The organism is Lactococcus sp. KTH0-1S (genome assembly GCF_052544945.1).
Genome location: NZ_CP195165.1, coordinates 1,120,462 through 1,138,287, shown reverse-complemented (window position 1 = coordinate 1,138,287; position 17,826 = coordinate 1,120,462). Strand labels below are relative to the sequence as shown.

Below are 17,826 nucleotides of genomic sequence, written 5' to 3'. Positions count from 1 at the left end.
TTCCTAGTCCCCCAAAACTTTAAAATAATTAAGTAATTTAAAATCTACTTCTTCTTTTAATTTATCTTGAATGGCCAAAAGTTGAACGCGGTTAATCTGATGACTGATAATTACAACAACTGCGCGATTTCCATCACCTTTTTGTTGTAAAACTTGTTCAAAAGAGACATCTTCACTTGTAAATAACTCCACCAAGCGCAATAATTGCCCAGTTGAATCTGGTGTTTCAACGGAAAAATAATATTTATTTACAATATCATGAGGATTAGCTAAGCTCGTTGGACGTGCGTATTCATTAAATGACTTCCCAATTGTTCCATCTTTTACCCGTTTAACAATTCGAACAATATCAGCTAAAACACTCGTAGCGGTTGGCTTTTGACCTGCTCCCGCCCCATAGAACATTGAGTCCCCAATTCCCTCCGATTCAATAAAAACAGCATTCATAACACCATTGACACTGGCCAATGGATGACTTTTTGGAAGAAAAGTTGGGCTAACCTCAGCGAAAATTCCTGATTCAACCTCATTAATTTCACCTGTCAATTTTAAAACATAGCCAAATTGTTGAGCAATCTCAACGTCAGTTTTTTGAATCGTTCTGAGGCCAGATTTAGAAATTTGATCAGGACTTAGCGTCATTCCAAAAGCAAATTCACTTAAAATCGCTAATTTATAACTGGCATCAATTCCGTCAACATCATTTGTTGGGTCAGATTCAGCATAACCAAGTTCTTGAGCTTTGGCCAAAGATTGGTCGTAAGTCCATGCCTCCTCTGACATTTTTGTCATCATAAAATTACTTGTTCCATTAAGAATTCCTAAAAGATGTGTGATTTTGTCTGATGAAAACGAATTGGCCAAAGTTCTTAAGATTGGAATCCCACCAGCAACAGCCGCTTCATAATAAAGAGCAACATGATGTTTCTCTGCCAAAGCACACAATTCAGTTCCATGAACAGCTAGTAAATCCTTATTAGCTGTGACAACATTTTTACCCGCTTTAATCACTTTAGTAATGTAGGTCTTAGCTGGTTCAATCCGTCCCATCAACTCAACAACAATTGAAATCTCAGAATCAGCCAAAATTTCTTCTAAAGTTAGAACAAAATCATATTGATAACCCTGTGCTCTAGCTTTTTCAATTGCTTTTTCATCTCTCATCAAAACTTTTGAAATGACGATTTCTTCATCTAAAATTTTTGATAATTTTTCTTTATTCTCAGAAATTAAAGTTGGAAGCCCAGTTCCAACTGTCCCAAACCCCAATATTGCTATATTTACTGTCATCACTTCTCCTTTTCAAACAAAAAATTAAATTTTAAGATAATTCAAAAAATAACTTTCGCTTAATTTCTTAATATTATACCATTTTTATCGAAAAAAATTTACTGACAGAAAGCTCAGTAAATTTAAAAGAATAAAAATTACTGACAGCCTTGTCAGTAATAATAATTTCACTATTTTTTAAAGCAAATCTAGTTTTTTCAACTCATTGTCGATTTGTCCCAAAACTTCATCAAGATGTTCAGGATTATTGACAAAATCAATAGAATCACCATCGATTCTCAATTTTGGCGAAATGTTGTAATTTTTATACCAATCAGGATATTCATCATGCACTTGAGCATAATAATCTTTTAGTCCTTCTTGATTTTCAATTTGTTCAAATGAACGTCCACGTTGTGCAATTCTTGAAAGCATTGTTTCAAATGACACATCAATATAAACCAATAAATCCGGACGTTTTTTAGGCATTCCATCAAGTTCTTCTAACATATTTGCTAATAAATCTTGATAAATTTCCAATTCAGTTTTGGTTACATTTCCATTTTTATAGTTCAAAGTTAGGAAAAGTTCATCCTCAAAAATCGAACGGTCAAGCACGTTATTATCCTGACGATAAGCCATTTTAATTGATTCAAAACGTTTATTCAAAAAATAGATTTGTAGCAAGAAAGCATACTTTTGAGGATCTTGATAATAAAGATCAAGAACAGGATTATTGTCCACCGCTTCATAAAAAACATCCGTTTTCAAATGTTCTCCTAAAGCCTTTGCTAGACTCGACTTCCCTGCACCAATTGTACCTGCTAATACGATCAAAATTGTCTTTTCCTCCTCGTCATTTCTTCAAAAGAAAGAAATGAATTTATAAATCTATTTTATTATAGCCGAATTTTTTAAATTTACAACTATTTATTAATTTTAAAAACTAAAAAATTATTTTAGTTATTACTTCTCTTTTTTCAAAAACTCACGAACTTGAGATGAGAAATAGAGAGAGCCTGTAACTAATAACAAATCATCTTCAGCTAAATTTTTTTGCGCACGAACTAAAGCTAATTCCCAACTTGGAGCCAATTCAACCCCTTCTTCTTCCAAGTTTTGAAAATCTCCCAAATTCAAAGCTTTTGGATAATCAAAAGTTGTCAAAATCAAATGTGAATTTTTCACAGTTTGAAGCATTTTTATCATTTGACTAATATCTTTTGTAGTAATAGCTGAAAAAATGATTGTAATCTTTTTATCTGGAAACTCAGAGCTAAGGTTTTCAAGCAAACGATTCATCGCATGAACATTATGAGCACCATCCAGTAAAATGAGTGGTTTTTCACCTAATTTTTCCATACGAGCGGGCCAAAAAGCCTCACGAATTCCAGAGCGAATCGCATCCTCAGTTAATTCAATCCCAACCTTACTTGCATAAACCAGAGAAAGTTCAATAGCCATACCAGCATTTTCTATTTGATGTAAGCCAACTAAAGATTTTTCAATATCCAATATTGCTTCTTGACCAGAAAAGAAATTGAAATGTTCGTGTTCTTCCACTTCCGTACGATAATCATATGGAAATTGATAAACACGCGCTGTATTTTTTCGAGCCACTTCCCATATAACCCGAAGTGCTTTTAACTCAATATTTCCAACAACTACTGGAATTCCTGGTTTAATAATTCCAGCCTTTTGAGCTGCAATTTCTTCAATCGTCGAACCAAGAATATCAATATGATCTAAACCGATTGTTGTGATTCCAGAAACAACAGGTTTAATCACATTTGTTGAATCAAGAAGTCCACCTAAACCAACTTCAATAACCGCTAAATCAACCTGCTCATCAGCGAAATATTTAAAAGCCATTGCCGTGATAATTTCAAATTCGGTAATTCCAGTCAGTTCAGCATCTTTATCAAGTTCAGCAACAAGAGGCTGGATCATTTCTACATAATAAATTAATTTATCATCAGCAATCGGGAGTGTATTAATCGACATCCGCTCACCAAAAGTGGTGATGAAAGGACTTGTGAAAGAAGCAACCTTCAGACCTGCCTGCATAAAGATTGAGCGTGTGAAAGCGACTGTGGAGCCTTTCCCATTTGTTCCAGCAACGTGAATCATTGACAAAGACTCTTCTGGATGACCAAGCAATTCTAAAAGGGCCGAAACACGACTTAGGCCTGGGCGAATATTAAATTTTAAACGTGAATGTATCCATTCCAATGCTTCTTCTATAGACATTTTGTGACCTTTTCTACTTTATCTTTTGTATTGATAATATTTTTTAAATTCATCAGGAGCTTCAGTCCTATCAAGAAGGAAAAAAGGCAATTCAGCAAGGTCTGCTTCTTTTTCTTTTAGTTCCAATAGAAATCGAAAATCAATGTGTTGATGTTCTTTCTCATTCTTAATTTTGTTGTAAGGAATATTAATCAAGTTAACATCTACCAACTTGCCTGATTCTGACGCTGAAAAACCTGTTTCTTCATGGAACTCACGAATTGCAGTTTCCAATGGCTTTTCTCCTAGTTCAACATGACCTGCCGGAAGCAAAAGCTCTTTTTGATAAGGGTGTTCAATAAAAAATAATTTATGATTTTTAAAAACTAATGCACTTGCTGACAATTGTAAATCTGGATTCTTTTTCCCCCGAAGCTCTAAAGTCGAATTTTTCAATAATCGAATAATCTCGGAAAATTTTTCTTCACTTCCAATAGCAGATAAAGCTTGAATTTCAGCAATTAGGTCTTCATTCATTTTTAAAATTCCTTATAAATTTCAATTGCATCAAGTAAACGTTTGGTCTCCTTAACATCATGAACACGCAAAATCCGTCCCCCGTCAGCAACCATTTGCGCTTCTAGGATAAGGCTTGAAAAAAGCCGCTCTTCTCCTTGGGCATTGAAGAGTTTTCCCATAAATGACTTACGGGAGATTGCAATCATAAGAGGTAAACCTATTCTACTTAAAATTTCAGTTGTTTTAACCCGCTCGAGACTATCTGAACCTGAATCTCCATTAAAAAAACCAACTCCAGGATCAATAACGATTTGTTCAGTTTTTAAACCAAGTTGAAGTAACTCTTCTTTTTTATTTTCAAAAAATAATGGAAGTTCTTCATAAACATTCTCAGCATAACTAAAACCAGCTCGCCCATTATTCATAGCAACTACAGCCGGTTGATACTTTTCTAGCACTTTTAATTTATCACCTGTATCAAAGCCATCAATATCGTTAATAATATCAACCCCAGCGTCTAAAACTCGTTCCATGACATAAGCTTCATCCGTATCGACAGCAAAAATTGCTTTAGGAAAGTTTTTTTTCAACTCAAGAATAGGTTCTTTCAGTCTGTTCCATTCCTCTTCTGGGCTAATATCGTCATATCCTGGTTTCGACGATTTCCCTCCCAACTCAAGAACAGAAGCTCCATTTTCTAAATCAGCTTCTACTCTTTTTAAAATATGAGAGAGGCTTAAATTATCTGGATTTCCATCATAAAAAGAGTCTGGTGTAACATTGACGATTGAATAGACAATTGACTTTCTAGATAAATCAAAATTGAAATTTTTACCTGACCAAATGATTTGATGACGTTTATAAATCACTTCAAGCATTTTTTTATCTTCATCATTTTCAAAAAGATTAATCAATTTTGCTAAGTCATCAATTGTTAAAACTACTAACAAGGAGTCTGGAGTCAGTCTTGTCAAACTACCATTTCGATAAAGTTTTTTTTGAAGAGAAATCAATTCATTTTGATTTAACTCATCAAATTTTAGGATAATATTTTTAAGAGAAAAAGATTCTTGATTAAGTTCTAAGATTTTCATAAAAGACTTTCTAAAAATTCCATTCTTTTTTCGTTATTTTCTTTAAATTCACCTAAAAAATAAGAAGTTTTAGTAATAGAATTTACTTTTTTTACTCCACGCATTTCAACGCACATATGACGTCCTTCAACAAGAACTGCCACTCCTTTAGGATTCAAAATATCAGTCAAAATATCTCCAATATCATGAGTGATATTTTCTTGAACCGAGAGTTTGCGCGAAACATAATCAACTAAACGGGGAATTTTTGACAAGCCAATAATTTTTCCATCAGCTGGGATATAGGCAACATGTGCTTTCCCGAAAAATGGTAACATATGATGCTCACACATTGAATAAAAAGGAATATCTTTAATCAACACAATTGAATCCGTTTTAGAAGAATCAATTTCAAAAAGTTTATACTCATTAAACTTGCTTAAGCGTTGTGATGAAAGAATTTCTTCATACATTTTAGCTACTCTCGCTGGAGTTTCAAGTAATCCTTCTCGATTTGGATTTTCACCTACTGCAAAGAGAATCTCTTTAACGGCATCTTCAATACGATTTCTTGGTGTTTTTTCTTCTTTTATCACATGGAGCTCTTGTTCACTTACTGAAAGTTCGGCTATTGCTTTTTCTATTGACGCATAATATTTAAAGTCTTTATCAATCAATTCAAAAATAGGTTTCAAGACAAAAAGACGATTAAAAGCTTCTTTATGTGGAATAACCAAGTTTTCATCTTGCATTTCTAAGTCACCATAGAAAATAATATCAATATCGATTGTTCTTGGCCCCCAATGAATTTTCCGCTCACGGTTCAAAGATAGCTCAACTTCATGAATAAAAGATAATAATTCCAAAGGTTCAAGTAGCGTTGCCACCTTTAATGCCAAATTAGTAAAATCATCTTGTTTGACGCCGCCGACTGGAGTACTTTCATAAAAATTTGATACTTTTTCAATCATAATTTTAGGGTGTTTTCCCAATAAACGAATGGCTTCATGTAAATAATACTGACGGTCACCAATATTACTTCCCATGCTTAAATAAGTTGTTTGCATAAGTCCTCCATTTAAACATAATCTTTTATGATTTTGTTTCTTTTCTATCTCTTTAAAATATTTATCTTAAAAACCAGCTTTAGCCTCTCATCTCAATTTCAGCTGAATCAAAAATTCCTTCAATCGGTACGGCTAATTTTCTAAGATGGACTTCAACCGTTGATATACGCTCTGAAGTAGCCTTTACTGCTTGAATAATTTCAAAGGCAACATGTTCAATTAAATCAGCTTTTGAAAATTCTACAACTGCTTTTGTTGCCTCATAGAAATCAACATAAGACAAAGTTTCATCTAATTCGTCTTTTCCTGAAAAATCAAAATTTGTTTCCACAATTAAATCAATTTCGAGATTTTGTCCGAGAACTTTTTCTTCTGGCAGAACACCAATATGTGCCCTAAATTTTATATTATTAAGTTTTATTTTGTACATATTTCCTCTTTTTAAGTGTAGAAAAGGCTATGAATCTCTTCATAGCACTATTTTCAGAGATATCTTAAAATCGCTTCCCAAGCTTCTTCAAATCCTGTCTTATCAGTAGAAGAAAAGATAATAAAATCATCTGTACTATCAAATTTCATTGCTTTTTTGATAATTGATTCATGTTTATTCCACTTACCACGTGGAACTTTATCGGCTTTGGTCGCAACTAAAATCACTGGAATATGGTAGTATTTCAAAAACTCATACATCATCAAATCATCTTCTGAGGGTTCATGACGAATATCAACTAAGCTGACAACTGCTTTTAAATTTTCTCTTGTTGTCAAATATTCCTCAATCATTTTACCCCATTTTTCGCGTTCCTTTTTAGAAACACGAGCGTAGCCGTAACCAGGTACGTCAACGAAATGAAGTTGATCATCAATATTATAAAAATTGAGCAACTGTGTTTTACCAGGTTGACCAGAAGTTCTGGCAAAGTTTTTACGATTAAGTAAAGTATTAATAAAACTTGATTTACCGACATTTGAACGCCCAGCTAAGGCAATTTCTGGCCAATCATTTTCTGGATATTGTTTTTTTGATGCTGCTGAAATTGTTATTGTCAGATTATTTGTATTTATGGTCATTTTTTCTTGGCCTCTCGAATCATTTGTGGCTCAGCTTTTCCGTCAACAACTGCTTCATTAATAATAACTTTGGTAATTTCTTCATGACTTGGAACTTCAAACATGATATCCATCATTACTTCTTCAATAATTGAACGAAGTCCACGCGCTCCTGTTTTGCGCTCAATTGCTTTTCTAGCAATTGCCATGAGGGCTTCATCTTCAAATTCAAGTTCAACATTATCAAATAAAAGGAGTTGTTTATATTGTTTAATCAAAGCGTTTTTAGGTTCTGTCAAAATTTGAATCAAATCCTCTTCGGTCAGACGTTCCAAAGCAGCAACAATTGGTAGACGACCAATAAATTCAGGGATTAATCCAAATTTTTGAATGTCCTCGGCAATAATTTCTTGCATATAAGAGTCATCGTCATTTAATTTTTTATTATTGGCACCAAAACCAATAATTTTTTCACCTAAACGTTGTTTGACAATTTCTTCAATCCCGTCAAAAGCTCCACCAACAATAAATAAGATATTTTTGGTATCAATTTGAATCATTTCTTGATTAGGATGTTTACGTCCACCTTGTGGTGGAACACTAGCTACTGTCCCTTCAATAATTTTCAAAAGGGCTTGTTGAACACCTTCCCCGGAAACGTCACGAGTAATTGATACATTTTCAGATTTTTTAGCAATTTTATCAATTTCATCGATATAGATAATTCCGCGTTCTGCACGTTCAATATTGAAATCACTCGCTTGTAAAAGTTTTAAGAGAATATTTTCAACGTCTTCTCCAACATAACCAGCTTCAGTTAAACTTGTCGCATCTGCAATCGCAAACGGAACATTGAGTGATTTCGCTAAAGTTTGAGCGAGAAAAGTCTTACCAGAACCAGTAGGTCCGATTAATAGAATATTTGATTTTTGTAGTTCAATATCTTCAGCAATTTTACTTGCTGTAAAATTAATTCGTTTGTAATGATTATAAACAGCAACTGCAAGTGCACGTTTTGCTTTTTCTTGACCTATCACATATTCATTTAAATGATCAAACATTTCTTTAGGTGTTTTAACTTCAAGCATTTCTGAATCTTGTTCTTCTCTTAATTCTTCTTCTAAGATTCGAGTTGAAAGTTCAATACATTCATTACAAATATAAACGTCTGAACCGGCAATCATTTTTTTTACATCATCTTGACTCTTTCCGCAGAAAGAACAATGTATATTTGGATTTTGTGTATTTGACATAGTTATTTTATTCCTGATTTCACTAACATAAAAAGTAAGTATTATTGGCTTACTTAAAAGGCACTTTTTCTATTTTTTAAAATAAAGTTCCAGAAAAAGCGTGAATTGTATTTACGAGGTTCGTAAAAGCATTGAGTAAAAACAATACTCCCAGACCCCAACGTTTTTTTCTAAAGCATTGAATCGCGATGACAATGCTAATCCAACAAAGGAGAGCTGTGAAAAGCCCAAAAATTGATTTTGTCATGGTTGTTTCACTTTTTCATATTTTTTAATTGTAAAAGTATAAGAATTCCGCTCATCTTTATTGTGAAGTTTTTCAGAGACTAGTTTAAATTTCCCAAAGTCAAATGTACTTGGAAAATAAGTATCTCCTTTAAATTTTTCATGAACAACTGTTCGATAGAGCAATTCAAGTTCAGATTCAAAAAGGGCTAAAATTTCAGCTCCTCCTGTGATAAATAAGTCTTTATTTTGCTTATGGTACCAATCTAGAACTTCCTTAGGGCTGTGCATGATGAGCACTTTTTCATTATCTGATTGATAAGTTTCATCGCGAGTTAAAATAATACTTATTCTCCCTGGCAATACACGTTTATTCATTCCTTCAAACGTTTTTCGTCCCATCAAAATCACTTGATTCATGGTTGTTTCTTTAAAATGTTGTTGTTCAGCAGGTAAAGACCAAGGCATTTTATCAGCTTCACCGATAAGACCTGCTTCATCTTCTGCCCATATTCCAATTATCATAGCAACCCCTCTCATTGATTTTTACTTTTACTATTATAGCAAATTTTTGCTGTTTTCGCTTTGACAAGTTTGATATTGGTCACTCATTTTTTAAAATAATTTCTTTTTTTATCAAAAAAATTTAGTTTTCTCTTTACAAAATACAAAAGAAGTGGTATGATATCAATTATATTAATTTGTTTCAATCTTTCCTGTTATGATTAAAGCAAATTAGTCCCCCAACTAGACTTCTTGCTGAGATTGACTCCGAGGGGTCTAGTTTTTTTGTTTTTTACTTTAATTAATTTACTGACAGCTCTTCTGCTTATGGTAAAATGTTCTTAAATAATTACATTTTACTCATAGATTTTTTGATAAGGCTGTCAGTAAAATTTTTGTTATTAAGAAAGTGTATTTCATGAATCATATTGCTCTTTTTGAACCTCGTATTCATTTCAATACAGGAAATATCGCCCGCACTTGTGCGGCTACTAATACCGTTTTACATTTAATTGAACCCTTTGGTTTTGAAATTTCTGATAAGCATCTTAAACGTGCTGGTTTAGACTATTGGGATAAGGTAAATATTGTCTATCATAAAAATTTAGATGATTTTATGAATTTAATTAATGACGGAGGACAACTCTATTTGGTCAGTAAATTTGCTGAGCATGTTTATTCTGACGTTGATTACTCCGATGATGAAAAAGATCACTACTTCTTGTTTGGCCGTGAAGATACTGGCTTACCTGAAGAATTTATGCATGAACATCGTGATGAATGCATTCGTATTCCAATGAATGACGAACATGTTCGGTCATTAAATTTATCAAATTGTGCTTGTATGATTGTCTATGAAGCTTTAAAGCAACAAGATTTCCGTGGACTAGAACTCGTTCATACTTATGAAAAAGATAAGTTAAAATAATTGTATTTCTAAATAGACAAACGCCCTGTTACTGACAGGCGTTTTTTTATTGTTCTTTTATTTAGCGAGTGCTATAATGAAGACAAATAAGAGGGGAATACAAGAATAAGGAGCATTTTATGAAGGCTAAACTAGGCAATGAAATTGTTGAATATTGGCAAATCAGCCTGACTAAACCCGCAAACGAATCGTGGGTCTTAGAGGCTTTTAAGAAAGGACAGCTCTCATGGTCCGGTCAATTTGCAATGAATAAGGAGACCAAAGAAAAATTACTTGCTGACGGAATGTCTACAAAAAATCCAGCTGAGCATGATACCCTTTCTAAAGAAATAAAACATTTGGACTGGCTAGGGCTTTATATTTCGCCAAATAAGCTGAGTAATGCTTATCCGGATAATGTTTATCTTGTAGTCAATCAAGTACGTATCCCAGCCTTTGGACGACTTGGAGAGTACCTTCTAGTAGCACCTGATGGTTCTTTTGAAATTTACTCTGAAAAGAAATTTCAGCGAGAATTAGAAAAAATTCAATAAAAAAACCACCTCAACGGTGGTTTTTATTTTATTTTGTTTCGTCAGTAACTAATTCATCTTTTTTTCCATGATTAAATACTAAATTCAGGATAATTGCTGAAACAGTACTCATCACAATCCCATTAGAAACAAAAGGTTGAATAAAGCTTGGAAGTGCTGTAAATAAGTTTGTTGAATTAAAACCAACACCCATCGCAATAGCAACCGCAGCAATCAGAAGATTTTGATTTCCTTCAAATTCAACTTTTGCCAGCATTCTAATTCCTTGTGTGGCAACCATACCAAACATAATCAACATCGCTCCACCCAATACTGGAGTCGGAATAAGTTGTGCAACAGCGGCAAATTTTGGAATAAGTCCTAATACAATTAAAAATCCAGCTGTGAAATAAATAGGTTTACGTGTTTTAATCCCTGATAGTTGTACTAAACCAACGTTTTGTGAAAAACCTGTGTAAGGGAAAGTATTGAAAACACCACCAAGAAATACAGCAAATCCTTCCGCACGATAACCATTACGCAAACGTTTTTCATCAAGATTTTCACCGGTAATATCAGCAAGAGCCAAATAAACTCCTGTTGATTCAACCAATGACACGATAGCAATAATAATCATCATTAATGAATCAGCCAAATAAAATTTAGGTGCTGAGAAATAAAAAGGTTGTGGCAAGTGTGCCCATGGTGCTTGAGAAACAACGGAAAAATCAACTAAGCCCATGCTAGCAGCCAAAATTGTTCCAGCAATAAGTCCAATTAAAATAGCAATAGAACGAATAAATCCAGTAGTAAAGATATTAATTAAAAGAATAATCACTATAGTTGAAACAGCTAAAATTAAACTTTGGATTGTTGGTTTGTCAACATTATTCCCCATATTGCCAATAGCAACAGGAATAAGGCTTAAACCAATTGTTGTAATTACTGAACCAGTAACGATTGGTGGAAATAGTTTTCGGATTTTAGAGAAAATTCCTGAAACCAAAATAACGAAAACCCCTGCAACCATCAATGAACCAAACATTGCTCCAGAGCCATGTCTTTGACCAATAATAATTAATGGAGCAACAGATTGAAAAGCAACTCCAAGGACAACCGGTAAGCCAATCCCGAAGTGCTTACGTAGTTGAAGTTGCAAGAAAGTGGCTAAACCACACATGAAAATATCTGCCGAAATTAAATAGGTTAACTGAGTCGCTGAGTAATTTAAAGCTCCAGCAATCATGATTGGAACAAGAATTGAACCTGAATACATGGCCAGCAGATGTTGTAATCCTAAAACAGCAGATTTTGAGTTACTTTGCTCCTGGCTTTGTTCATTTTTTTGAGACATTTTGATTTTCCTTAAATTTTTCTTTTTTTATTTTCTTATTGCTTAAGCTTAGTCGAAATCTTTATCATCGGCTGGGGCGAAGATGACTTTACCATCTTCAAATTTTTCAATCCGGGCAAGACTGGTAAGTTTCATTCCTTGGTCAAGAAGTTTTTGACGGCCATCTTGGAAAGATTTTTCAATCACCATTCCTAAACCGACAACTTCTGCTTTAGCTTGTTCCATTAAATGAACCAAACCAAGTGCTGCTTGACCATTAGCTAAAAAGTCATCAATAATCAAGACTTTATCGCCTTCTTCAATGAGTTTGCTTGAAATTTGGACAGTTGAAGTTAATTTTTTAGTGAAAGAATAAACTTCTGTAATCAATAAATCATCATTCATGGTTACATTTTTTGCTTTTTTAGCAAAAATCATTGGAACGTTGAGTGATTCAGCAGCATATAAAGCAGGGGCAATCCCACTTGCTTCAATGGTTACGACTTTTGTAACTCCTGAATTTGCATAAACTTGTGCAAAACGTTTCCCGATTTCCTTCATCAATTGATAATCCACTTGGTGTGTCAAAAAGCGGTCAACTTTAAGAATGTCTTGTCCTAATACTTGACCGTCTGTATGAATGCGGTCTTCTAATAACTTCATTATTCTCTCCTTAAAAAAATTTTTTCTCATCTGTGCCCACAGGTGAGAAAAACGTCTCGTTATAAAAATAACAAGACGTTTCAAATACGCAAAAAAGAAATTAAATTTACTGAAAAATCGAATTTCCTTATTGTCTCGCATTTACGGTACGATGTAGAAACGCCCAGCCATATTCTAGGTATAAATAAGATTGTTCTATTATAGACTAAATGCTAAAGTTTTTCAAGCATAAGTTTTGGTATTCCCGAACAATGGGAAAGAAAATGCTTACTAAATCGCATCACCATTCCAAATTGAGTTTTTAACAACAACATAATCAACTTTTGTCAGCGCAGACAAATCACTACCGCCAGCATAAGAAATTGAACTTTGAAGATCTTCTTCCATTTCTTTCAATGTATCTTTAAGTGAGCCTTTGTGAGGAAGGAGAATTTTCTTTCCTTCGACATTTTTGTGTTCACCTTTTTGATATTCTGAAGCCGAACCAAAATATTCTTTGAAAAGTTGTCCGTCACGTTCAACAGTTTGTCCTGGTGATTCTTCGTGTGCAGCAAAAAGTGAACCGACCATTACCATTGTTGCTCCCATACGAATTGATTTTGCGATATCGCCATGGGTACGAATTCCGCCGTCAGCAATAACTGGTTTACTTGCTGCTTTAGCACACCATTTTACCGCTGCAAGTTGCCAACCACCTGTACCAAATCCAGTTTTAACTTTTGTGATACATACTTTCCCTGGACCAATGCCGACTTTAGTCGCATCTGCTCCAGCGTTTTCCAATTCACGGACAGCTTCTGGCGTTCCAACATTTCCAGCAATAACAAAAGTTTGTGGCATCAGACGTTTAATCAATTGAATCGTTTTAATAACAGAATCTGCATGTCCATGAGCAATATCAATTGTAATAAATTCGGGAATGAGTGCGTCTGCTGAAATTTCACGAATAAAAGCATGTTCATCTGCTTTAACACCAACAGAAATTGAGGCAATCAGGCCTTGTTGGTGCATTTTTTTAATAAATGCCGCTCTATTTTCTGCTTCAAAACGGTGCATGATATAAAAATAACCTTCTTTTGCAAGCATTTCAGCAATCTTATCATCAATAATGGTTTGCATATTCGCTGGAACAACAGGGAGCTTGAATGTAAAATTTCCCAGTTTTACGCTTGTGTCTGCTTCCGAACGGCTGTTAATGACACATTTATTCGGGATAAGTTGGATGTCTTCGTAGTCAAATACTGAGTTTAGATTATTCATTGCAATTTCTCCTTGAGAATGAGTAGGCTTTTATAAATTTCTAGCCTGTGAACTCATTTATGATTTGATTTACAGAAAAGACCGACCAAACCCTTCGGGTTTCACTAGTTGAACGATTATAAAATCTCTGTCTGCTCAACCTTCCTTATTCATTTTATCTCAATTAAACGGTTTTTTTAGTTATTTACTTCTATTTATTCAAAAAACACATTATATCATTCGGAAATAACAAACAATAAAAAACACCGACCATTCTGTCAGTATTTTTTCTTTAAAAATAAAGTTCCACGTCTATAAATGACAAAAAAGATTAATTCATAGATGAGTAAAAAGATTAAAAAGCTATGCATGAAAAATTGCTCAGGCAAAACGCTAATAATCGGGTCAGTCGCTGGGTCAAAGAGCCAACTATTATCCCGAAAAAGTACTTCATGAAAAGCTACAAAAAATTGGTCAAAGCCAATTAGCCAAGCAATAACTCCAATTGCTAAAGGAAATAGCATAACAACTCTAAGCGCATTATGGAAAACAAGCGAAAGATTTTCTTTCATAAATCGAATAATGAAAGGAATCAAAATGATTGTCAGAAAGAAAACAAGCATAAACAAATTTTTCACTTCTGCGAAATGGTGAAGACCACTTGCTGACGAAGGAAAATCAGGCATAGATAGTTTCGTTTCCAAAGGATTAATTAAATAATTCATCAGAATTAAAAAATTATGCCCTATTTTACCGGCAGTCATTTGAACTAAATCGGTTAATTGATACCAAAAAATTTCACCAAAAAATAAGGGAACCGCCAAAAAAATAGTTAAAGTTACTGACAAGGCAATAATCCATAAAATACTAAATCCAAAAATGACTTTATCTCTCATAGGCGCTCCCAAAGTATTCTAAAATTTACTGACAGACCTATCAGTAATATTTTCAAACTTCCCACTCATCTAAACTAGCTACAACATAAGTCGGAGGAACTGGAAGATTTGGTACTTCTTCAGCTCTTGTAAATCCAGTTGTGACAAGCAAGCTATCAATTCCGTTATTAATGCCCGTATGAATATCTGTCAGATAATTATCGCCAACCATTAATAAATCAGATTTAGGAAGCCCTAATTTTTCGACCGCTTTATTGGCTATAATAGCTTCTGGCTTACCAATAATGGTTGCTTCAACTCGTGTTGCTGCTTCAAGCATTTTTATCAGCGCTCCAGCTCCAGGAGTCAAACCACGTTCGTTTGGCAAATTCAAATCTGGATTTGTTCCGATAAATTTAGCTCCCTTATGAATTGCGAGAGTAGCCAGGACAAGCATTTCATAAGTTAAATCAGTATCTAAAGCGACCACAACATAAGCGGGATTCTCACGATCTTTTTTGTAACCTGCCTCATAAATTGCTTCTTTAAGACCATCTTCTCCAATGATATAAACTGTTTTTTCTAAGCCTAAATCATTCATATAATCAACAGTAGCAAGACTTGCAGTATAAATTGTTTCCAAAGGAGTATCAATATTAAATTGTTGACTCAAACGGCGTTGTACCACGCGCGGTGTTTTTGTTGTGTTATTTGTGACCAAAAGATAAGGTATTTTGGCCTCTTGTAGGCGATGAATGAAGTTCTCGCCTGCAGGAATACGCTTATTTCCCAAGTAAATTGTCCCGTCAAGGTCAATTAAGTAACCACCATATTTTTTATTTGTCATTTTATTCTCTTCTATTTTTTATCACTAAAATTTACTGACAGAGCTGCCATTAAATTTTTCCCCAGTGAATTTCAATTTGAGTACTTCCGTCATTAAAATTGTGATGACTCACTTCGTCTTCCCAAGACATTAAAGCATTAATTTCTTCACCATAAAGGACTTCATGATTATATTTTATAAATACATGTTTGGGTTGATGACTTTTACGGAATTCAAAATCCACCATATCAGCTGCCCAATCATAATATTTCGCATTATTAACATGTCCATTCATATCTAACGCTGAAAAACGGACAGGATAAACAATTTTTTGAGCATCACTAAATTCGTCAATTTTACGGAATTTATGAGGACGTGAAATTTTTGATACTTTTTCAGATTCATAAGGATCAACAATTTCATCCAATACACGGTCAATTTTTCTCGTTGCCTTATCCATCAAAACCCAAGTTGAACGAATTTCAACTAAAACTTTTCCATTTTCATCTAAAAATGAGAAATTACGATAACAAAAGAATTTATTATAACTAGTCGCTTCAGTTTCAATTGTTATTTTTTCATTAAATTCTGGTAAACGATGAATCGTTAATTCATATTCAATAACTGCCCAAAAGAGGCCATATCTCTCAAATACCCAGACATCTGAGCGTCCAAGTGCCGTTGATTGCTCACCAGAAATCTGTAAAGCCACAGCTAAAAGGCTTGAAATTCGCATTTTTTTAAAAGCATCACTTTCATAGAAAGGAACTTGATAATTTTGTTGATATTTTATACCCATTTTATGATAACCTCGCCTTCTATTTTAGCAAAAAAAAGAGCAATTTTCATAAATTGCTCATCTATTAGCCAGAGTTTTTAAAGTTCTCAAAGCTAATTAAATTTTTTCACAAGCGATTTCTAAAGTATCAATCAATAATTCTTCATAAGGATCTTTAGCATGATACTCATCAATGTATTTAATTTCTTTCACACCAGCAGCAACAACTAATTTCAGGCAGGCAAGGCAAGGAAATAAAGTTGTATATAAAATCGCTCCTTCTGGTGAAACACCATGTTTAGCAGCTTGAGCAATCGCATTTTGTTCTGCATGAACCGTTGCTACACAGTGTCCATATTTATCTTCAGTACAACCAATATCTGTACAATGTGGCATCCCTGAAACCGCCCCATTATATCCCGTAGAGAGAAGTTGACCATTTGGACTGACCAATAAAGCTCCTACTTGAGCATGGTTACAAGTTGAGCGTTTTGCAACCACTTGGACAATTTCTTTAAAATATTCATCTTTACTTGGTCTTGTAAATTTCTCTGACATCATGAACTCCTTAATTGCTTTTTGATTTATTATAGCAAATTTATTTATTTCAGGCTTAATAAAAAAACTTCCAAGAGAATCATAAATTAACTTGAAAGTTTTTTTATTATTGATTTTTAAACAATTCATTATAGTTGGTTTGATTGTTAACCATATTCAAATCAACATTTCCCGAGTAACCTGGTAAAGTTCCTTGGTCAGTAAATTGTTGCATTTTATAACTTAAAGTCGTTTCTGGTGAAGCATCCCAAGAACCTGTATTTCGTCCGTAGGCAGCAATCCAAATCGCTTTAAATTTATCAACTTTTATTTGATTATCTCGCAAAAACCAATCTTGAGCATAGATACCAATGTTTTTAGCTCCTTGTTTCTCTAATTCAGAACGAAAAGCCTCGATCCCTTCGTTCATATTTTTCATATTGGTTACCTCGACATCAAGCCAATAATAGGTCGGCTTATAAGGGCTTGCTCGACGATAAAAGTCTCTTGCTTGCTTCTTCATTTCAGAAGTGTTTTCTCCAGTCACAAAAGCATAAACCGCCGTCGGGATTCCCCGCTCTTGGAAAGCTTTAATGTGCTGTTTATAGGCAGTATCTTCTCCATCCTTGCTTGCTGAATTATCAGCATGACCATAAGAACCATTGACACGAATAACCGCACCAATCACATGCTGACTTAAGGTGTTGTAATCAATATCTTCTGGACGTTGCCAACCCGAAAGGTCAACAACTGGTTTGTTCAAATCCAAAACCTTCTCATCCAAAATATGATTTACAACAATTTTTTCAGTTGCTGATTTTTTAGGAGGTTCTACCGGTCGAATTCGTACTAAACCAAGTAAGGCGATCATTGCAATCATGGATGCTATAAAGATAAAAGCTCCCATTTTTTTAAGTTTACGTCTCATTTTAGGTTTCATTAATTA

General features: G+C 34.0%; 20 protein-coding genes and 1 riboswitch. Of the genes, 2 read left to right on the top strand and 18 right to left on the bottom strand.

All coding sequences use genetic code 11. From position 1 onward, the window contains the following. Nucleotides 1-3: 3 nt before the first annotated feature. From ACRYLU_RS05625 to ACRYLU_RS05580, 10 genes are all read right to left on the bottom strand, one after another. Complete coding sequence (locus ACRYLU_RS05625; RefSeq protein WP_445081350.1) at nucleotides 4-1,290, bottom strand: homoserine dehydrogenase; 1,287 nt, start codon at nucleotides 1,288-1,290, stop codon at nucleotides 4-6. Nucleotides 1,291-1,467: 177 nt separating this feature from the next. Continuing rightward, nucleotides 1,468-2,109, bottom strand: coding sequence for a deoxynucleoside kinase (locus ACRYLU_RS05620; RefSeq protein ID WP_032398530.1), 642 nt, complete (start codon nucleotides 2,107-2,109; stop codon nucleotides 1,468-1,470). A gap of 126 nt (nucleotides 2,110-2,235) precedes the next feature. Continuing rightward, complete coding sequence (locus tag ACRYLU_RS05615; protein WP_445081349.1) at nucleotides 2,236-3,519, bottom strand: bifunctional folylpolyglutamate synthase/dihydrofolate synthase; 1,284 nt, start codon at nucleotides 3,517-3,519, stop codon at nucleotides 2,236-2,238. Between the two features lie 18 nt (nucleotides 3,520-3,537). Then, the gene (locus tag ACRYLU_RS05610) at nucleotides 3,538-4,035 is read right to left on the bottom strand and encodes an NUDIX domain-containing protein (protein ID WP_098393864.1); all 498 of its coding nucleotides are present in this window, start codon (nucleotides 4,033-4,035) and stop codon (nucleotides 3,538-3,540) included. A 2-nt stretch (nucleotides 4,036-4,037) separates the two neighbouring features. Continuing rightward, nucleotides 4,038-5,111 (bottom strand): dihydropteroate synthase, encoded by a 1,074-nt coding sequence (gene folP / locus ACRYLU_RS05605; RefSeq protein ID WP_445081348.1) that lies wholly within the window; start codon nucleotides 5,109-5,111, stop codon nucleotides 4,038-4,040. Then, a complete protein-coding gene (gene folE, locus ACRYLU_RS05600) occupies nucleotides 5,108-6,157 on the bottom strand; it encodes a GTP cyclohydrolase I FolE (protein ID WP_058205659.1) in 1,050 nt (349 codons plus the stop codon). The genes folP and folE overlap by 4 nt, the downstream gene beginning before the upstream one ends. Before the next feature lie 79 nt (nucleotides 6,158-6,236). Beyond that, on the bottom strand, nucleotides 6,237-6,587 hold the full coding sequence (gene folB, locus ACRYLU_RS05595; protein WP_098393867.1) for a dihydroneopterin aldolase: 351 nt from the start codon (nucleotides 6,585-6,587) through the stop codon (nucleotides 6,237-6,239). Nucleotides 6,588-6,640: 53 nt separating this feature from the next. Beyond that, a complete protein-coding gene (gene yihA / locus ACRYLU_RS05590; RefSeq protein ID WP_010905788.1) occupies nucleotides 6,641-7,228 on the bottom strand; it encodes a ribosome biogenesis GTP-binding protein YihA/YsxC in 588 nt (195 codons plus the stop codon). Beyond that, nucleotides 7,225-8,460 (bottom strand): ATP-dependent Clp protease ATP-binding subunit ClpX, encoded by a 1,236-nt coding sequence (gene clpX / locus ACRYLU_RS05585; protein ID WP_012897750.1) that lies wholly within the window; start codon nucleotides 8,458-8,460, stop codon nucleotides 7,225-7,227. Before clpX ends, yihA begins: the two co-directional genes overlap by 4 nt. A gap of 243 nt (nucleotides 8,461-8,703) precedes the next feature. Further along, on the bottom strand, nucleotides 8,704-9,210 hold the full coding sequence (locus ACRYLU_RS05580; RefSeq protein ID WP_038601089.1) for a dihydrofolate reductase: 507 nt from the start codon (nucleotides 9,208-9,210) through the stop codon (nucleotides 8,704-8,706). A 397-nt stretch (nucleotides 9,211-9,607) separates the two neighbouring features. On the opposite strand from ACRYLU_RS05580, the gene ACRYLU_RS05575 reads away from it, so the two are divergent. Beyond that, nucleotides 9,608-10,117, top strand: coding sequence for a tRNA (cytidine(34)-2'-O)-methyltransferase (locus ACRYLU_RS05575; protein WP_038601092.1), 510 nt, complete (start codon nucleotides 9,608-9,610; stop codon nucleotides 10,115-10,117). Nucleotides 10,118-10,236: 119 nt separating this feature from the next. Beyond that, entirely contained in the window at nucleotides 10,237-10,650 is a 414-nt protein-coding gene (locus ACRYLU_RS05570; RefSeq protein ID WP_038601095.1) for a hypothetical protein, read from the top strand. A gap of 28 nt (nucleotides 10,651-10,678) precedes the next feature. Here the strand turns inward: ACRYLU_RS05570 and ACRYLU_RS05565 are convergent, their stop codons facing one another. The 8 genes from ACRYLU_RS05565 to ACRYLU_RS05530 all read right to left on the bottom strand — a co-directional run bounded on the left by ACRYLU_RS05565 (nucleotide 10,679) and on the right by ACRYLU_RS05530 (nucleotide 17,808). Beyond that, complete coding sequence (locus ACRYLU_RS05565; RefSeq protein WP_003132095.1) at nucleotides 10,679-11,983, bottom strand: nucleobase:cation symporter-2 family protein; 1,305 nt, start codon at nucleotides 11,981-11,983, stop codon at nucleotides 10,679-10,681. 48 nt (nucleotides 11,984-12,031) lie between these two features. Further along, nucleotides 12,032-12,625: a xanthine phosphoribosyltransferase gene (locus tag ACRYLU_RS05560; RefSeq protein ID WP_029343871.1), complete on the bottom strand. Its 594-nt coding sequence runs from the start codon at nucleotides 12,623-12,625 to the stop codon at nucleotides 12,032-12,034. Between the two features lie 110 nt (nucleotides 12,626-12,735). Then, nucleotides 12,736-12,833: riboswitch (purine riboswitch) on the bottom strand. Nucleotides 12,834-12,895: 62 nt separating this feature from the next. After that, nucleotides 12,896-13,885, bottom strand: a complete 990-nt coding sequence (gene guaC, locus ACRYLU_RS05555; protein ID WP_445081347.1) for a GMP reductase — start codon at nucleotides 13,883-13,885, stop codon at nucleotides 12,896-12,898. A 257-nt stretch (nucleotides 13,886-14,142) separates the two neighbouring features. Further along, nucleotides 14,143-14,760 (bottom strand): TIGR01906 family membrane protein, encoded by a 618-nt coding sequence (locus tag ACRYLU_RS05550; RefSeq protein WP_098403304.1) that lies wholly within the window; start codon nucleotides 14,758-14,760, stop codon nucleotides 14,143-14,145. Between the two features lie 52 nt (nucleotides 14,761-14,812). Continuing rightward, nucleotides 14,813-15,586 (bottom strand): TIGR01457 family HAD-type hydrolase, encoded by a 774-nt coding sequence (locus ACRYLU_RS05545; protein WP_012897745.1) that lies wholly within the window; start codon nucleotides 15,584-15,586, stop codon nucleotides 14,813-14,815. Nucleotides 15,587-15,635: 49 nt separating this feature from the next. Beyond that, complete coding sequence (locus ACRYLU_RS05540; protein WP_038601104.1) at nucleotides 15,636-16,364, bottom strand: acyl-[acyl-carrier-protein] thioesterase; 729 nt, start codon at nucleotides 16,362-16,364, stop codon at nucleotides 15,636-15,638. A 96-nt stretch (nucleotides 16,365-16,460) separates the two neighbouring features. Then, on the bottom strand, nucleotides 16,461-16,901 hold the full coding sequence (locus tag ACRYLU_RS05535) for a deoxycytidylate deaminase (protein ID WP_021721810.1): 441 nt from the start codon (nucleotides 16,899-16,901) through the stop codon (nucleotides 16,461-16,463). Nucleotides 16,902-17,007: 106 nt separating this feature from the next. Further along, nucleotides 17,008-17,808 (bottom strand): glycoside hydrolase family 25 protein, encoded by an 801-nt coding sequence (locus ACRYLU_RS05530; RefSeq protein WP_240733661.1) that lies wholly within the window; start codon nucleotides 17,806-17,808, stop codon nucleotides 17,008-17,010. Between the last annotated feature and the right edge of the window lie 18 nt (nucleotides 17,809-17,826).

What these genes read in the sequence shown, in the direction of transcription:
- ACRYLU_RS05625 (WP_445081350.1), bottom strand. Translation starts at nt 1,290, where the DNA reads ATGACAGTAAATATAGCAATATTGGGGTTTGGGACAGTTGGAACTGGG.
- ACRYLU_RS05530 (WP_240733661.1), bottom strand. Translation starts at nt 17,808, where the DNA reads ATGAGACGTAAACTTAAAAAAATGGGAGCTTTTATCTTTATAGCATCC.
- ACRYLU_RS05550 (WP_098403304.1), bottom strand. Translation starts at nt 14,760, where the DNA reads ATGAGAGATAAAGTCATTTTTGGATTTAGTATTTTATGGATTATTGCC.
- ACRYLU_RS05610 (WP_098393864.1), bottom strand. Translation starts at nt 4,035, where the DNA reads ATGAATGAAGACCTAATTGCTGAAATTCAAGCTTTATCTGCTATTGGA.
- ACRYLU_RS05615 (WP_445081349.1), bottom strand. Translation starts at nt 3,519, where the DNA reads ATGTCTATAGAAGAAGCATTGGAATGGATACATTCACGTTTAAAATTT.
- folP (WP_445081348.1), bottom strand. Translation starts at nt 5,111, where the DNA reads ATGAAAATCTTAGAACTTAATCAAGAATCTTTTTCTCTTAAAAATATT.
- ACRYLU_RS05565 (WP_003132095.1), bottom strand. Translation starts at nt 11,983, where the DNA reads ATGTCTCAAAAAAATGAACAAAGCCAGGAGCAAAGTAACTCAAAATCT.
- ACRYLU_RS05545 (WP_012897745.1), bottom strand. Translation starts at nt 15,586, where the DNA reads ATGACAAATAAAAAATATGGTGGTTACTTAATTGACCTTGACGGGACA.
- yihA (WP_010905788.1), bottom strand. Translation starts at nt 7,228, where the DNA reads ATGACCATAAATACAAATAATCTGACAATAACAATTTCAGCAGCATCA.
- ACRYLU_RS05540 (WP_038601104.1), bottom strand. Translation starts at nt 16,364, where the DNA reads ATGGGTATAAAATATCAACAAAATTATCAAGTTCCTTTCTATGAAAGT.
- ACRYLU_RS05570 (WP_038601095.1), top strand. Translation starts at nt 10,237, where the DNA reads ATGAAGGCTAAACTAGGCAATGAAATTGTTGAATATTGGCAAATCAGC.
- clpX (WP_012897750.1), bottom strand. Translation starts at nt 8,460, where the DNA reads ATGTCAAATACACAAAATCCAAATATACATTGTTCTTTCTGCGGAAAG.
- folE (WP_058205659.1), bottom strand. Translation starts at nt 6,157, where the DNA reads ATGCAAACAACTTATTTAAGCATGGGAAGTAATATTGGTGACCGTCAG.
- ACRYLU_RS05535 (WP_021721810.1), bottom strand. Translation starts at nt 16,901, where the DNA reads ATGTCAGAGAAATTTACAAGACCAAGTAAAGATGAATATTTTAAAGAA.
- folB (WP_098393867.1), bottom strand. Translation starts at nt 6,587, where the DNA reads ATGTACAAAATAAAACTTAATAATATAAAATTTAGGGCACATATTGGT.
- guaC (WP_445081347.1), bottom strand. Translation starts at nt 13,885, where the DNA reads ATGAATAATCTAAACTCAGTATTTGACTACGAAGACATCCAACTTATC.
- ACRYLU_RS05560 (WP_029343871.1), bottom strand. Translation starts at nt 12,625, where the DNA reads ATGAAGTTATTAGAAGACCGCATTCATACAGACGGTCAAGTATTAGGA.
- ACRYLU_RS05575 (WP_038601092.1), top strand. Translation starts at nt 9,608, where the DNA reads ATGAATCATATTGCTCTTTTTGAACCTCGTATTCATTTCAATACAGGA.
- ACRYLU_RS05580 (WP_038601089.1), bottom strand. Translation starts at nt 9,210, where the DNA reads ATGATAATTGGAATATGGGCAGAAGATGAAGCAGGTCTTATCGGTGAA.